At 32.6% G+C, this 16,864-nt stretch carries 11 protein-coding genes; all 11 read right to left on the minus strand.

The window, feature by feature from the left end:
* Positions 1–5: 5 nt before the first annotated feature.
* Entirely contained in the window at positions 6–2,132 is a 2,127-nt protein-coding gene (locus M3P09_RS14245) for a c-type cytochrome domain-containing protein (RefSeq protein WP_249973653.1), read from the minus strand.
* A gap of 11 nt (positions 2,133–2,143) precedes the next feature.
* Entirely contained in the window at positions 2,144–2,926 is a 783-nt protein-coding gene (locus M3P09_RS14250) for a chitobiase/beta-hexosaminidase C-terminal domain-containing protein (protein ID WP_249973654.1), read from the minus strand.
* On the minus strand, positions 2,923–3,966 hold the full coding sequence (locus M3P09_RS14255) for an NHL repeat-containing protein (protein WP_249973655.1): 1,044 nt from the start codon (positions 3,964–3,966) through the stop codon (positions 2,923–2,925). Before M3P09_RS14255 ends, M3P09_RS14250 begins: the two co-directional genes overlap by 4 nt.
* A 10-nt stretch (positions 3,967–3,976) precedes the next feature.
* Entirely contained in the window at positions 3,977–5,434 is a 1,458-nt protein-coding gene (locus tag M3P09_RS14260; protein WP_099563959.1) for a DUF1501 domain-containing protein, read from the minus strand.
* 4 nt (positions 5,435–5,438) lie between these two features.
* Complete coding sequence (locus M3P09_RS14265; protein WP_249973656.1) at positions 5,439–7,802, minus strand: PSD1 and planctomycete cytochrome C domain-containing protein; 2,364 nt, start codon at positions 7,800–7,802, stop codon at positions 5,439–5,441.
* Between the two features lie 96 nt (positions 7,803–7,898).
* Positions 7,899–10,220 carry a glycoside hydrolase family 20 protein gene (locus M3P09_RS14270; protein WP_249973657.1) on the minus strand — a complete coding sequence of 774 codons (2,322 nt, stop codon included), beginning with the start codon at positions 10,218–10,220 and terminating at the stop codon, positions 7,899–7,901.
* A gap of 10 nt (positions 10,221–10,230) precedes the next feature.
* Positions 10,231–12,429, minus strand: a complete 2,199-nt coding sequence (locus M3P09_RS14275; protein WP_249973658.1) for a GH92 family glycosyl hydrolase — start codon at positions 12,427–12,429, stop codon at positions 10,231–10,233.
* Between the two features lie 9 nt (positions 12,430–12,438).
* Entirely contained in the window at positions 12,439–13,572 is a 1,134-nt protein-coding gene (locus M3P09_RS14280; RefSeq protein WP_249973659.1) for a putative glycoside hydrolase, read from the minus strand.
* 25 nt (positions 13,573–13,597) lie between these two features.
* A complete protein-coding gene (locus tag M3P09_RS14285; RefSeq protein ID WP_249973660.1) occupies positions 13,598–14,761 on the minus strand; it encodes a glycoside hydrolase family 18 protein in 1,164 nt (387 codons plus the stop codon).
* 40 nt (positions 14,762–14,801) lie between these two features.
* Positions 14,802–15,881 (minus strand): carbohydrate-binding family 9-like protein, encoded by a 1,080-nt coding sequence (locus M3P09_RS14290; RefSeq protein WP_249973661.1) that lies wholly within the window; start codon positions 15,879–15,881, stop codon positions 14,802–14,804.
* An 11-nt stretch (positions 15,882–15,892) separates the two neighbouring features.
* Entirely contained in the window at positions 15,893–16,864 is a 972-nt protein-coding gene (locus tag M3P09_RS14295) for a glycoside hydrolase family 130 protein (RefSeq protein ID WP_099563952.1), read from the minus strand.

Genomic DNA, 16,864 nt, shown 5'->3' on the forward strand with positions numbered 1-16,864 from the left:
TAAAGTTACCAAAGTATAATTTCGTCAATAAAAATCCATGGTGGGTTACCTGCACCTTCATGCCATTTTGGTAACACCTTTGGATTTGCAGCAATAACTTTAAAATATTGCGCTTTAGTGTTTTCTGACATTTTAACATTAAACTTTTTTATTAGCGTTGATTCCTGTTTTTCATCTTCAACAATTGACAACGAACCAACTAGTTTAAACCCAGATGTTTTATTTGAGGAGGCAAATACTTTAATATTTTTAGGAAACAAAATCCAGTCTCTTGATCGCCCAAGACAGTTAACTGTAACGGTATTTACAGTTTTAGGCTCTCCCAAATCCATGGTTGTATTTAAATCGTTTCCGAGATAGCCATTCCATTTTTCATCTTTAAAGTTTTCGGAACCTAGTTTAAAATCAAATAGTTTTTTAGGTCCGAAATATTGAGTTTCTGGTTTGTGTACTATAGTATAATCAACAACTTTATGAGTTACTTTTATAAAATCTTCCTTCTTGGTTTCGCTAGGTAGCCATCCTTTTTTATAGGCCTTTATAGCTATACTTGTTGTGGCATTAATTAAAATTGGATCTTTATATACTAAAGATGTAGAATCTGGTTCGGCTCCATCAAGTGTATAAAACACTTTAGTCCCTTTTAATTTGGGATCTAATTTAATAGATAGTGTATCAGTAAAAAGCGTATTTTTAGTTAATAATACTGGTGCTTTTATCTGTGTTATTTTCACAAAACCTTCTGAAACACCATTATTTAAATTAACATTGAATTTATTTTGAATTTGTTCGGCTGCATTTTTAGTCACATTAGTTTCCCAAACATAAACGCGTTCTAAATCAATTGATGACAAAAGGCTTTCTAAACCTTTATCACTAATACTTGTTTTTACTAAATTTAATGTATTAAGTGATTTTGATTCCTTAATATTCAATAAGGTTTTATCTGTTATATCAGTATTACTTAAATTTAATTTTTCTAAATTTTTAAGTTTTTTAATTTCTGAAGTCATATCATCTGTTAAAGTAGAGTTGCTCAAATCTAATTCTACTATTTGTTCTCTTAAATTTACTAATTCTTTAACAGATTTCTTCGTAATACTATCTTTATTAAACTTTACCCATAACTCTGGCTTATTAGGCACTAGTTTTCTAACCAAAAAACCAGTAGTTTCTACAGCTTGAATATCACTAAAGGAAGCTTCTTCAATTTGCTTTTTATTAAAAACCAAATACTTATTTAGTAGCTTATTTAAAGTATCGCTTTTTGGCATAGCAATAACTTTAGTATCAATATTTTCGCTTCTATTTAACCAATACTGTATTAACCAAATTTCATCTTTAGTAAGTTGTGGTTTTCCTTCTGGCGGCATATGCTTTTCATCTGAAATAGGTAACAAAATATGTTCGTAAAGCATGCTATTACCTGCATTTCCTAACTCAATAACATCTCCTGATTCGCCTCCCTTCAATATACTTTCTTTAGAATGTAATGCTAACTCGCCTTTTCTTTTTGAAGTATTATGACATTCAATGCATTTATTATCAAATATTTTTAAAACCACATCATCATACATATTTAAGCTATCAATATGAGTTATAGTTTTTGCTTTTGGTAATGGTTTAATATATTCTGTAATATAATTGTCTCCGTGAGTTAAAACACTTCCAAAATGTCCAGCGACGCTAATACCAATAATGGTAGTAACAAAAAGAGGAAAAAACAATCGTTTAGCTTGTTTTTCTTTTTTATTCGCTAATAAAAATAATGCAGTAATTAGTATAGCTGACGCGATTCCTGTCCAAAAATGAAGATCTAATACATCTTCGGAATACCCCCCTTCTAAAGACAAAAAGTATCCAAAAATGCAAGCTAAAATTGAAAAGAATGATGAAAATCCAAGCGCATATTTAATTGTTGTTTTTGGATAATTTTTCTTTAACCTGCCAATAATATCTAAGAAAAAGGTAAGCAACAAAGCTCCAATAGGTAAGTGCAAAATTAATGGATGAAACCTCCCTAATGCTAGAACAAATCTTGGAACATCTTCTGCATTATTTGCATAAGTAGTATTAAATGCTAACAAGCATATAATAAAAATAATTTGTGGTTTTAAATTTTTAATCATCATCAAACTATATACTAGTTAAAAATTAATTCGTCTATAAACAACCAAGCTTTTTGTCCTTTACCCTCATGCCATTCTGGTATTGATTGCAAATTCTTGACTTCAATCTTTAATGATTTAATCTCTGCTTCAATAGGAATACTTATAGTTTCATTGTTTTTATCAACAAATCCTTTTAAAGGCGTAACAGGGTTTACTTTTTTATCATTGTCAACAAATATTTCAATATTTTCAGGTGGAAAAATCCATGAAGCTGGGTCGCTTAAATAACTAACTGTCAAAGATTTTATAAATACTTTTTTATTAAACTGTATAGTAGCAATGGCTGTTGTATCAAAGCCCACCCATTCTCTATCTGTAAAATTTAACGATGCTTTAGTTTGATTGATTACTGTTATAGTTCCTTGACCTTTATACTTTTCGGATGCATTAGTGTGCCATAAAATAGAATTGGCAGATAGCCCTTTTTTTAACAATGTTATAGCTGTGCTTTCACTTGGTTTCCAATCTCTATGAAATGCTTTAAATTTATATACTCCTGGTTTTGAAGCTTGAATTGGTTGCGAGTATTTTTGTGAGATTAAACTAGGTTCATCTCCATTTGATGTGAAATAAATATCCACATCTTCAACCTTTAAGCCTGCCTTTATAGTTACAAAAGAATCTATAAACGTTTTATTAGCTATTACTCTTGGCTGTGCTAAACTAATACTGCTTTTCTGTAAAAAATTAGTTTGAGTTTCATGTTTACAGCTAGACAGCAAAAAAAGCATAAAACATAGGCTTATTAACCTCATACACGTGTTAATTTTATAGGATAGGTTTGACCTGAGTTCCATTGTGCTACATAAATATTTTCATCATCATCAATACAAACATCATGTGGGTACTGAAACAGTCTTACTGTTTGATATAGTTCTTCTAAAGTATTGTTTTTATATTCAGGCAAAGTAGCTCCTGGGCATGAAACAACTTGGTTTTTTTCATTCATAATTAGCAAAAATCCTGAATCACTATTTGGAGCATTTCTGGATTTTAGTACCGCAAAATAAATATCCTTTTTATGAATTACGGGTCTGCAAATTAAAGCCCCTGGAACATCTATTGAAGATAAATATTTTCCATCTAAACTAAAGCGTTTAAGCACATTCATCTCTCTAGCTGAAATTAAAAGTGATGGATTTTCCTTATCTCTATTATCATAACAAATGCCATGAGCGTTTAAAAACTGAGAATCTTCCGTACCTCTACCTCCAAAAGTATTTAATAATTCACCTTTATGATTATAGTGCATTATATGCTGGTTTCCGTAGCCGTCAGCCACATAAAAATCACCGTTTTCTAAAACCGTTGTTTCGGTAGGTTTAAATTCTTCTTTACTATTATATTTTCCAGAATCTGCAGGATAGTCAATTTCAAAAACTACTTTTCCGTCTATTGTAGTCTTTATAACTTGGTGACGCTCATAATCAGTAATTAACAAAAAATCTTCACCATTTTCTTTAACCAAAGTTAAACCATGACCTCCAGGGTATTTTGTTCCCCAAGTTGTAATGAGCTTCCCTGATTTATCGTAAATAATGATATTATTTTTAGTGTGATTGGTTAACAAAACAATTCTTCCTTTTGAATCTTGAACCATTTCATGGCAATCTTTTACAGGTGTTTTTAACGCATCTAGATTCCCCCAATTCATATCTACTTTATAACGATGCGAATTGTGTCCAATAATTACATCGTTTTTATAACCAAACTCTAATGCGTTACCACACATAGGATACGCTAGTACACCTAAAGAGAGTAATGATGATTGTTTTAAAAATTTTCTGCGGCCCATATTCTAATCTTTAGGTTAAAATATCATTAACAACATGACCAGAAACATCAGTTAGCCTAAATCGTCTACCTTGGTGTTTATGAGTAAACTTAGTATGATCTACACCCATAAGGTGCATAATTGTAGCTTGTAAGTCGTGTACATGCATAGGATCTTTAGCTACATTATAGCCAAACTCATCAGTTTCTCCATAAGTAAATCCTGGTTTTACTCCACCACCGGCCATAAACATAGTAAAACATTTTGGATGATGGTCTCTACCATAATTAGTGTCTGTTAAAGTTCCTTGACTATAATTTGTTCTACCAAACTCTCCACCCCAAACTACTAATGTATCTTCTAGCAATCCACGTTGTTTTAAATCCATAATAAGTGCTGCAGTTGCTTGATCAATATCTTTAGCTTGTTTTTCTATTTGTGAAGGTAAATCGAAATGTTGGTCCCAACCCATATGATACAATTGAATAAATCGTACATCGCGTTCTGCCATACGTCTTGCTAGTAAGCAATTTGCAGCATAAGTTCCTGGGATCATTGCATCTACACCATACATTTGAATAATATGCTCTGGCTCTTCTTCAACATTCATTGTATCTGGAACTGAAGTTTGCATACGATAAGCCATTTCATACTGCTCAATACGGCTATTAATTTCTGGGTCGCCAAATTCGGCTTCCTGTTTATGGTTTAATTCATTAATATGATCGAGCATAGCTCTACGCTGAGATCTACTCATTCCATCTGGATCCTTTAAATATAACACAGGATCTTTACCAGACCTAAATTGAACGCCTTGGTGTAAAGAGCTTAAAAAACCATTACCCCAAAGTCTAGAATATAAAGGTTGAGAAAAAGGACGACCAGTTCCTCTGGATAATAATACTGAAAACGTAGGTAGGTTTTCGTTAAGACTACCTAAGCCATAGCTCATCCAAGAACCTATACTTGGTCGACCAGGTTGCTGAGAACCTGTTTGGAAAAAAGTAATAGCTGGATCATGATTTATAGCTTCGGTATGCATAGATTTAATAAAACATAATTCATCTACAACTTTTGCTGTATATGGCATTATACTACTAACCCAAGCTCTAGATTCACCATATTGATTAAATTTAAAGTTACTACCAACCAACGGAAAGCTTTCTTGTCCTGATGTCATTCCAGTTAATCGCTGTCCTTGCCTAACTGAATCTGGCAGGTCTTGACCTCGCATTTTATCTAATAGTGGTTTGTAATCAAAAAGATCTAATTGTGATGGACCACCGCTTTGAAATAAGTATATAACCCGCTTAGCTTTTGGAGCAAAATGAGGCAAGTTTAAACCTGTCGGGTTTAAATTATTACTAGCACTTAAGGATGAAAATGGATCCAGTAATGATGCAGCAGCTAAACCTCCTATACCCAAGCCCACTTTTTTTAAAAAGTGCCTTCTATTATTATTTAAAAAATGTTTTGATAATTCTTCCATAATCTTATCCTTTAATAATGGCTTCGTCTAAATTGAAAATTAAGCTTGAAAGCAATGTATATGCATATTCAGTTTTTGTAACATTTTCAGTTTTATCTATTTCTGTATTACTTTCAAAATCAGTTTCAACAGTTTCAATGTATTGTGAAAATTTATCTAACTCTTCTTGTGTAGGGTAACGTGAAGTTATTTTTCTGAATATCAAATTTATACGTTCATCTTGAGATATCGTTTTGTCTTCCAACACCTTTTTAGCCAAATGTTCTGCTGCCTCAACAAGCTGAGGGTCGTTAAGCATAACTAAAGCTTGTAATGGTGTACTTGTTTTTTGACGTTTTACTTCACAAAAATCTCTTGTAGGGGCATCAAAAGTCATCATTGATGGTGGCGGAACAGTTCGCTTCCAAAAAGTATATAGGCTTCTCCTGTATAAACCTTCACCTGAATCTGGAGTATATTTTGCAGTACTTCCTCCTCCGCCTCCAGTAGTTTCTTGCCATAGCCCTGGTGGTTGATAAGGTTTTACACTTGGTCCGCCAATTTTGTTTACTAATAAACCACTAACTGCTAAAGCATTATCACGAATCATTTCTGCAGTTAATTTACTTCTTGAATATCTTGCTAACAATATATTATCTGGGTCTAGCTCTAATAAATTAGGTGATATTTTAGATGTTTGTTTGTATGTACTAGACATAACCAAACGCTTATACATTTTTTTCATATCCCAACCTTCTTCTCTAAAGGTTACAGCCAACCAGTCTAACAATTCTGGATGTGTTGGTAAAGCTCCTTGGTTTCCAAAATCTTCTGATGTTGAAACAATACCAACACCAAAAATGTCTTGCCACATTCTATTTACAGCTACTCTAGCAGTTAGCGAATTATCTTTATCAAATAGCCAATTGGCAAGTCCTAATCTGTTTTTAGGAAGTGAATCGGCATATTTTAAAATCACTTTTGGTGTACTTAATGTTACTTCTTCATCTGGTGCATCATACTGTCCGCGTCTTAACGTATAGGTTTTTCTATCTGGCGCATTATCTTTCATCACCATAAGTTTAACCTCTTTTATAGAGTCTGGTAAGTTTATAAACGATAGCGTCTCTTCAATTTCTTTTTTAGTAATTTTAATATTCGGCTCTGGAATTTCACCATAATCAATCCTTCCTTTTTCACCTACTTTATTAAAAAACGCATAAAAACTATAAAACTCTTTTTGCGAAATAGGATCGTATTTATGGTCATGACATCTAGCACATTCCATAGTTAGTCCCATTAAAGCCTTAGAAGTTGTATTGGCTCTATCCATTACATATTCCACGCGATATTCTTCATCAATTACACCACCTTCTTGTGTAATTTTATGATTTCTATTAAATGCTGTAGCTACTATTTGTTCTGGTGTAGCATTTGGTAATAAATCTCCTGCCAACTGCCACTTAACAAATTCATCATAAGCCATATTTCTATTAAAAGCACTAATTACCCAATCTCTCCAAGGCCACATAATTCGTTCTAAATCGTCTTGATAACCATGCGTATCGGCATATCTTGATACATCTAACCAAACGGCTGCCATTCGTTCGCCATATGCACTTGATGCTAATAATTTATCAATTACTTTTTCGTAAGCATTAGCGTCTTTATCATTAATAAATTCGTCAATATCTTCTATTGTTGGTGGAAGTCCTGTAAGGTCAAAATACACTCTTCTAATAAGTTGTTCTTTTGACGCTTCTTCAGATGGTTTTAAATTTTCTTGCTCTAATCGCTTTGCTATAAAATAATCAACTGAATTAGTAGCCCAGTCTTCGTTTACTATTTTTGGTTCCTCCTTTTTTTGCGGAGGGACAAAAGACCAATGCGTTTTCCATTCCGCACCTTGTTCTATCCATTTAATTAAGATTTGCTTTTCGTATTCAGACAAGGTTAAGTTAGAGCTTGGTGGAGGCATAACTTGTTGCAAATCTGTATTCGTAATTTTATATACTAATCTACTTTCCTCAGGTTTTCCTGAAACAATTGCATACTTATCTAAGTTTTTTCCTATGGCTTTAAAAGCCCCTTCTTTAGTATCTAATCTTAATCCGCCTTCGCGAGTTCCTTCATCTGGCCCGTGGCATAAATAACAACGATCAGATAAAATTGGTTTTACATCAAAAATATAATCAATAGTATCTGGAAGATTACCTACTTGTTCTCCTGAAGCTAAATTAGAATTTTCTGAAGAAGTAGAATCACCAATTGGTTGATATGAACTTTCTGAAATTGATAAGCTATACTTTATTAATAATACAATAATAAAAGGCACTAAAAAATATAGTGCTAACACAAAACGATTATTAAACTTTTTACCTTTTGCCATTGCTAAGAATTATTTAAACACTCATATTAACTATAATATAAAGTTAATCAAAAAAAATTCGACGGATAACGTTATACCGTAGCTCGACAAAAGATTTTAACGTACAACTATTTCATCTATAAAAATCCAAGTGTCTCCTCCTTTATCCGTTTTCTTTAAATTCTTAGCTTTAACTTTAACAAATCGTGCCTTTTGGGGATCAAAATGAATATTGAAATCTTTAAGGATAATACTTGCATTATTTTTATAAGGTCTATCTATTTTTCCAACACTTTTAAACGCTTTACCATCTTTAGATAAAAGGACTTCAATTTGGGTTGGAAAATAAATACTTGGTCCTTGGTGCTCCATAGTTCCAACAGAAACATCTTGAATCTCTATCTCCTCATCTAGGTCAATAGTTAATTCCATATCATTTACCAACCATGCTTGCCATTGACCATCATGAAAATTTTTAGTCCCACGAATAATGTTAACCATATTAGTAGACTCTTTTCCTTTATAACTATTATGATACTTAGTATTGTAGACTACTTTTTTGCCTACAGCTTTATGATAATTAAATGTTTTTTCAAATACCTTACCAACTGGTTTATTATCTTTATAAAGCGATGCTTTTATAGTTGTTGTGGCTTTAATTTCTATTGGCTTTGAGTAAGCAATGGCTGTTGAGTCAAGAGAAGCTCCATTTAAAACATAACGAATATCTGAAACGGGAAATTCATTTTTTAATGACACATTAATAGTATTTGTTGCATCATTGACTTTTGCATCTGATGATATAGTATATGCACTTTTTGCATAATTAATATTTTGATATTTATAGCTTTTAAAAAGAGATTCCATACGATATGAAAAATCAAGCCAATCTCTATCTTTTTTTGGACTCCAAAGTGTTTCTGACAAGGCAGCAATTCTAGGGTAAATCATGTATTCTGAATGCGATTCAGTAGGCACATATTCTGACCATAAATTAGCTTGTCCTCCCAAAACATGTTGAGCTTGTTCATCACTCATACTATCTACAATCGGATCAAACTCATACACCTTACTTACTGGTGTGTTTCCTCCCCAAGCTAATGGTTCTGTATTCATCGGCCCTTGATAATGATCAAAATAACAATGCGTTCCAGGCGTCATTACTACATCGTGTCCTTGTTCAGAAGCTTCCAATCCTCCTTTAACACCTCGCCAACTCATTACGGTTGCTCCAGGTGCTAGTCCGCCTTCTAAGATTTCATCCCAACCAATAAGCACTCTTCCTTTAGAACTTATAAAACGTTCCATTCGCTTAATAAAATAACTTTGTAATTCTTCTGGTGAATTAAGGTTTTCATCCTTCATTCGTTTTTTACAATGCGCACATGCTTTCCAATTAGTTTTTGTGGCTTCGTCCCCACCAACATGGATATATTTAGATGGAAATAACTCTAAAACTTCATTTAAAACATTTTCTAAAAACTCGAAAGTAGATTCTTTACCTGCACAATAAATATCGGTTATTGGCCATAGACCTCCCGATGGCACTGAAACAGGCTTTCCTAAACAAGATAACTCAGGATAAGATGCTACAGCACTAGTTACGTGTGCTGGCATTTCAATTTCTGGAACTACATTTACACCACGGCTTTCTGCATAAGCCACAATTTCTTTTATATCATCTTGTGTATAAAAACCACCATAAGTCGCTTTTTCGTCCAAACTGGGAGTATAACGACCATCCCAAGGTTTATCTTCTTGATCTACTCTATAGGCACCAATTTGGGTTAATTTAGGGTATTCTTTAATTTCAATACGCCACCCTTGATCGTCTACTAAATGCAAATGCAATGTATTCATTTTATGATACGCCAAACGATCAATTGTTTTTTTAATATATTCTTTTTGGAAAAAATGACGCGATACATCTAGCATTAAACCTCGCCATTTAAAACGTGGTGCGTCAACTATATCTATATTAGGTATTACCCAATCTATACTTTCAACTTTAACTTGGGATTCAATTTCTACTGGCAATAGTTGCCTAAGTGTTTCTATACCATATAAAAAGCCGTTAAAATTATTAGCCTCAATGGTTATTATATTGTTTTCAGCCAATAATTTATATCCTTCTTTTTTAATGTCTTCAGAAGTTTTAAATTGAATATAATTTGATTTAGGTAGGGTTTCAACAGTTTTTAAATCCCAGCCTTGGACTGTTTTAAATTTATCGATTAAAATTTGAGCTGCTGCAGATTGTGATACATCTGTAGTAAAAAATACTGTGTTTTTATTAAACTCGAAATGCCCTTCTCCTAATTTTAATCTTTCAGGTTTTGGAATGATTTGAATATCTGTTTCTGTAAATACTTTAGCTTCTTTATTACTGCAACTAAAGATAAGCAGACTCAACACTATTATTAATGCTCTTAATTTCATTTTAGTTTTGTTATTTTTTTGGAGAATCCCCCATTGTAAAAATTATTGTTCCCCCATCCATAATCTCTTTATGTGAAATATGATTTCTACTAATTTTATTTCCGTTTAAAGTGATGGATTGAATGTATTTATTTTCTTTTGAATTATTGATTGTCTCAATCTTAAATCGCTTTCCGTTTTCCAAATTAATGGTAGCTTTATCAAACATTGGAGAACCAAAGCTGTACAGCCCTTCTGCTGGATTTACTGGATAAAACCCCAAACTACTATATATATACCAAGACGACATTTGTCCGCAATCTTCATTACCACAATGCCCATTAGGTTCATTTCTATATTGAGTTTCTAAAATTTTTCGAACAATTTCTTGTGTTTTCCATGGTTTATCAATGTAATTGTACAAATAACCAACATGATGACTAGGTTCGTTACCATGTGCATATTGCCCAATCATTCCTGTGCTAAAAATTGGTAATTTATCAGTTGGTAAAGGTTTATAACTAAACATGGAATCTAACTTTTGCTCAAAACGTTCTTTACCACCAATGGCATCAACAAGTCCGTTAACATCATGCTGAACCGACCAAAAATATTGCCATGCATTACTCTCACAAAAGTAAGGTGTATAGGCTTTTGGAATAAACTCTTTTATAAAAGTACCATCTTCTAACTTGGGGCGCATAAAGGTACTTTTAGTATCATATACATTTTTCCAGTTGTCAGATCGCTTTAAAAAGTATTTGTAATCATCAGTTTTATTTAAAGCTTTTGCAAATTGGGCAACACACCAATCTCCATAAGCGTACTCTAAAGTTTTTGATACGGACCAGTTTTCGTGTTGTTCATCTACAGGAATAAATCCTAATTCTTTATAAATATCTATTTGCCTGTTATTATCCATTGCGCTTGCCTTACAAGCTTCATAAGCTAATTGAATATCAAAATCTGCACCTTTAAAATAGGCATCAACAATAACAGGAATAGCATGGTAACCAATCATCATATTAGTTTCGTTTCCTTGCATAGACCAAACAGGAAGCAAACCTGTTTCTTTATAATGTGCTAATAACGATTGTATCATATCATTTACTCGGTCTGGATGTAAAATAGTATACAAAGGGTGTGCTGCTCTGTAAGTATCCCATAACGAAAAAGTATCATACCTATCATATCCTTCAGCTTTCATTATAGTATCATTAGCACCTTTATAGTTACTATTATAATCACTTAAAAGTGTTGGTGCTAGCATACTTTGATAAAGCATAGTATAGAAAATATTTTTCTTGGTTTCATCTTCAGTTTCTATTTCAATTTTTTTCAATTGGGTCTCCCAAACACTATCGGCTTGTTTTTTATAAGCTTCAAAATTAAAATGGGCTGCTTCATTTTTTAAAGACAGTTTTGCTCCTTCAGTATTTGCTGTTGAAATCCCAGTTTTTAAAACAATTTCTTCGCCTTCTGTAGTACTATAATTTAAAATAATTTTGGTGTTTTTCGCTTTCGCGGAATTTTCTATTAATGTGTCATTTTGAAATAATTGATATGAATCAAATGGTTTAGAAAATTCCATTTGAAAAAACACCCTTTGGTCTTTTGCCCAACCTGTAGATTTTCTGTAACCTTCAATAGTAGTATCATCTATAACCTTAATATGTGTATCTGTTGGTGCATCCCAATTTAATGCATATCCTAAATCGATATGGATTTGTGATAAGCTGTCTTCAGGAAATGTGTATTTATGAATTCCTGCTCGCTTAGTTGCTGTAACTTCTGCTTTAATACCGTAATCTAATAAATCAACAGAATAATATCCAGGAGATGCTACTTCATTATCGTGGGAAAATGAAGAAAAGGGCTTATAACTATTTGCTTTAATACGTTTATTAAATCTACTATTGGTTGGCATCACTAAAACATCATATAAATCGCCTGCCCCAGTACCTGTTAAATGCATATGCGAAAACCCAGAAATTATGGAGTCTTGATAGTAATAACCAGCAATTCTGTCCCAACCCGGAATACCAATATCTGGACTTAGCTGTACCATCCCGAACGGCACTGTAGCACCAGGGTATGTGTTTCCCGGACCATCAGTTCCAATAAATGGGTTTACAAAATCGGTAAGTTTTGTTATAGACTTATCTTTTTCCTGTGCACAGCTAAAAAACAGGACAATACTAACTATTAAAACAATACCTTTTTTTAACATAATAACTTTTTAAAATGAAGCTTTTACTTCTTTGATAGTTTGTAAATATTCATCTGTTAATTGGGGTCCATCAAAAAACGTTACCCCAATGGCACCATTATTTTTAGCTTGTAAAATGGCTTCTTTAATCTCTTCACCTGTTTTAAATGGCGGTAGGAAAACACCTGTATTTAATCCAATATTTTCAGATTCTATATCAGTTACACCTTGTTTAGTAGCATATCCAATCCAATCAATTTCTTCATTATAAAAACTATGATAAATCATTGGATAAACTTCATCAATATTCCATTTATCCCAACGCTGACGCACCATGTGATCTGCCATTTCAGGATACGGAAAAACTGCTGCCGTTAGTCTTTTATTATTGTTATGAACTATTTTGTAAGCATCGTCAACCAATGCTTTAATAGCATTAAGTCTAAAATTTTTCCACTCCATGTCAATAGCTGTGTTTTTGCTTTCTTTTGGATTTTTATGATGGATTTTCTCAAATTCGCTGACACAAACATCGCAATAACAAAAATCGTATTCTGGTAATTCTACATCCTGAACCAAATTGTATTTTGGCAATAATCCTATAGGTAAAAAGATGTCTGGAAAACGAATATAATCTAAGTGCACACTTTCAATACCTTCAACTTTTGCTAATCCTTCAACTAAACCTAATATATGGTTTCGAGATTCTTCTCTAGTTGGGCACAACCACTGATAATAACCAACATAAGGACGCGTATCAAAACATGATTTTCCCTCGCGACTCACTTGATACCATTCTGGGTGCTTTAAAGCTTCTTTATCTCCAGGTCTGTTTACAGCCATAATCCACGCATGTACATTTAATCCTTCTGCTTTTGCAATAGGCACTAATCGTTCCAACTCTTTAGGATCGGTTCCTGTATTAATTAATATCTCATCAATACCTCCTGATTTGTAGCGTTCAAATTCTTTTGCATAATCTTCATTAGATTTTTTCTTGCTAGAGGTTATCCAAGTACCAAATTTAAATGCAGATTCATTTGATGCCATTGTTATTTCTTCGTCATTAACATCAGTGTTATTATTCTGCTCGTTTTTATTTTGATTGCACGCCATTATATTAAATAGCAAAGCAAAAATTAGTAATAATCTTAATGTTTTCATTTTGTTAGTTTTAATAATAATTAAACTATTTTATGTTTTTATAAAGTGTATTTAACAATTCCTGATCTTTATCTAGGCTATACTCCCAAAACATAGCACCACCTAAACCGTTTTGTTTGATGTATTTAGCTTTTAATTCGATATCCTTTGGAGTTTCATAAGAAATAAAAATACTATCAGTAGCATTCCATAAATAAGATGCTTTTGCAGAGACATCATATTCTCTTTTAAAGGCGCCAGATTTTATTTTATCAACGATATCCCAATACGGGATAATCATTCCAGTAGACATAGCATTTTCGTACAAACCACCATTACCTATTGAAACTTTTTCCCATATTCTACCATAAAAAGGAATCCCCATTACTAGTTTGTTAGCAGGAACACCAGCTTTAATGTGTCTTTCAATAGCAGCTTGCCCGCTATTACCAGTAAAACGCTCTTTATCTGAAGGATATAAATTAGCATGATGTCCAGTTTGATAATACCACCCATGATAATAATCATAACACATGATGTTTATAAAATCTAGGTATTGATGCGCTTTCCCTAAATCTGTATTATCAATATAGGCTTGATTTGCTCCTGTTGCAATTGTTAGTAAATAATGTGTATTATCAGTTTTAGCAGCTGCATCTAATTGTTTTCTAATTTCGGCAAGTAGCTTTGTGAAGTTTTCTTTATCCGAAGGTCTAATCGCATTATCCTCAGCGCGTTGCCCTGGGTATTCCCAATCTAAATCTACGCCATCAAATGCATGTTTTTTCATAAGTTTAACACAACCTTTTGCAAATTTTAATCGTGATTCAGGATATGCTGCAATATGCGAAAATTGATCAGACCAAACCCACCCGCCTATTGAATATAGAACTTTTAAGTTGGGATTCTTTTTTTTAAGTGCTATTACTTTTGGAATTTTGATTGAATCTAATTCCAGTTCAAATTTTGGCTTTCCATCTACTATATTGGCAAAGGCATAATTTATATGTGTTAGTTTATTAGCATCCACACTAGACGGATCAAATGGATCATAATCCTCGTAACCAGCTACATATCCGATTATTTTTAAATCTTCGACAGAGGTTTTAACTGGGGTTTCTTTTTTTTCAACGGATTTTGAGCATCCTAAAAACAAAAGCATTAAACTTATAGGAACAATTAATTGTATTAATTTATATATTGATTTCATTTTTCTTATTGTTTAAATTTAAACCTTGAATATGCTTAATTTATATCTTTCTTCTAGTAAACAAACCATCTTCTTTTACTGATAAAATATGATTGGTAAACGGGCTTTGTACAGAAATCGTCCAACCAAATTTATGGTTTTCTAAAGTTGGGATTATTTTATTATTGTCAATAATTATTTTAGATTTTTTTAAATCACTAATTGATGTAGCTTTTCGATTATTCTGTTTATAAAACGCTCTATTAGCATGAAATAATTCATACAATTTCCATTTGATTTTTTCATCTTTTGGGATTTCAAAAGTTACATTTCTACCAACTTCTTCGGAAGAAAAATATACATAACCCCATTTTTCTGGTTTATGCATATTTATTACACCCATTGGCGACCAAACCCAGTTATACTCTGGCAAAAACTTACCTCGCTTATCTTTTTTTCGAGAATATTTACCGTTTTTCAAGTCAAAATCCCAATTTACTCTCGAAAAATTTACACGATAAAACTGATTACTTGGTACATTATTTATTTTTCGAGATCTTCTAAAATCTTTAAAAGGAATGGCAATTTCTAAAGTCCATCCTTTATCTATATCTTTTGGATTATTAAGTGTTCCTTCAATGTTGATAGCAGATTTTAAGTCTGAGTAGCCCCAGTTATTTAACACCTTACTACCTGGCATTCCATAGGGTTTAGTCAAGAATAAATCCCAAATGGTATTAAGGGCATTGATTTCTAATTCATAATAATTATGAGTATCGCCATTAGGATCGATAAACACTTCAAAATCATTATTATAAAAAATGACAGCATCACGTTGGGTTATGTCCCCCCAAACATGTGGTTCTTTCATTTCGGCAAAAATGTAATAGTATTTATCATCCCAAAGCATTTTTACATTGGTCTGATACGTTGGTCTTTTATCTCCTTCAATATCTATAAAATTATTAGTCCACTTGGCTTTTTTCCAAACAGCTTCATCTGCTTTCCCATCAATAATTATATCTTCTGATGTTTTATAGGCAACATAGGTTTGTGGAATAATTTCTTTTTCAGTTTGTGCACAACTTAGTATTGAAATACAACCAAAAACTACACTTAAATATTTAAATTTCGAATACATGCGGTTCTAAATTATAGGCTATTGTTTTTAGTAAATTGAATTACTTCACTCAATTTTCCATAAGCTAATCCAACAACAGTATCTGCAGCACCATAATAAATGGCTAATTTATCTGCCTCTATATCATGCAAAGCTGCACATGGAAATACTACATTTGGCACATCTCCTACCATTTCATAAGGTTCTGCTGGCCCTAATAAATAAGGTTGGGTTCTATATTTTACTTTATCGGGTTCATTTTCATCTAATAGCGCCGATCCCATAGCATATCTAAATCCGTTACATGTATTTATAACACCATGATAAATCATCAACCAACCTTCATTAGTTAAAATTGGAATGGGTCCTGCACCAATTTTTGTACATTGCCATGCACTATCTTCAAATGCTGTTGCTTTCATTACACAACGATGCTCTCCCCAATATTTCATATCTGGGCTGTAGCTAATGTAAATATCTCCAAATGGGGTATGACCGTTATCACTAGGACGGCTTAACATAGCATATTTTCCATTTATTTTCTGAGGAAATAGCACTCCGTTTCTATTAAATGGCAAAAACGCATTTTCGCACTGAAAAAACTCTTTAAAATCGAAAGTATAACCAATACCTATAGTTGGACCGTGATAGCCGTTACACCAAGTTATCCAATACCTATCTTCTATAAATACAACTCGAGGGTCGTATTTATAATCTGATTCTATCATATTAGTATTTCCAGCCTGCATCTCAATAGGTTCGTGATTAATTTTCCAATTAATGCCATCGCTACTGAAGCCTGCAAAAATATTCATTTGCACTGCTTTATTATCGCACCTAAAAACTCCTGCATACCCACCTTTAAAAGGAACAACAGCACTATTAAAAATACTATTTGAGGTTGGAATATCGTATCTATTAATGATTGGATTAGCGTCATGACGCCATATAACATCCTGACAATTTTCAGGTTTATTTTGCCAAGGAAAAGATCTATTTTGCAT

It is taken from the genome of Jejuia spongiicola (assembly GCF_023502325.1).
In the GTDB taxonomy this organism is placed as follows: Bacteria; Bacteroidota; Bacteroidia; order Flavobacteriales; family Flavobacteriaceae; genus Wocania_A; species Wocania_A spongiicola.

Excerpts from the sequence above, each read along its gene's own strand:
- M3P09_RS14245 (WP_249973653.1), bottom strand. The coding sequence starts at position 2,132 with ATGATGATTAAAAATTTAAAACCACAAATTATTTTTATTATATGCTTG.
- M3P09_RS14250 (WP_249973654.1), bottom strand. The coding sequence starts at position 2,926 with ATGAGGTTAATAAGCCTATGTTTTATGCTTTTTTTGCTGTCTAGCTGT.
- M3P09_RS14255 (WP_249973655.1), bottom strand. The coding sequence starts at position 3,966 with ATGGGCCGCAGAAAATTTTTAAAACAATCATCATTACTCTCTTTAGGT.
- M3P09_RS14260 (WP_099563959.1), bottom strand. The coding sequence starts at position 5,434 with ATGGAAGAATTATCAAAACATTTTTTAAATAATAATAGAAGGCACTTT.
- M3P09_RS14265 (WP_249973656.1), bottom strand. The coding sequence starts at position 7,802 with ATGGCAAAAGGTAAAAAGTTTAATAATCGTTTTGTGTTAGCACTATAT.
- M3P09_RS14270 (WP_249973657.1), bottom strand. The coding sequence starts at position 10,220 with ATGAAATTAAGAGCATTAATAATAGTGTTGAGTCTGCTTATCTTTAGT.
- M3P09_RS14275 (WP_249973658.1), bottom strand. The coding sequence starts at position 12,429 with ATGTTAAAAAAAGGTATTGTTTTAATAGTTAGTATTGTCCTGTTTTTT.
- M3P09_RS14280 (WP_249973659.1), bottom strand. The coding sequence starts at position 13,572 with ATGAAAACATTAAGATTATTACTAATTTTTGCTTTGCTATTTAATATA.
- M3P09_RS14285 (WP_249973660.1), bottom strand. The coding sequence starts at position 14,761 with ATGAAATCAATATATAAATTAATACAATTAATTGTTCCTATAAGTTTA.
- M3P09_RS14290 (WP_249973661.1), bottom strand. The coding sequence starts at position 15,881 with ATGTATTCGAAATTTAAATATTTAAGTGTAGTTTTTGGTTGTATTTCA.
- M3P09_RS14295 (WP_099563952.1), bottom strand. The coding sequence starts at position 16,864 with ATGCAAAATAGATCTTTTCCTTGGCAAAATAAACCTGAAAATTGTCAG.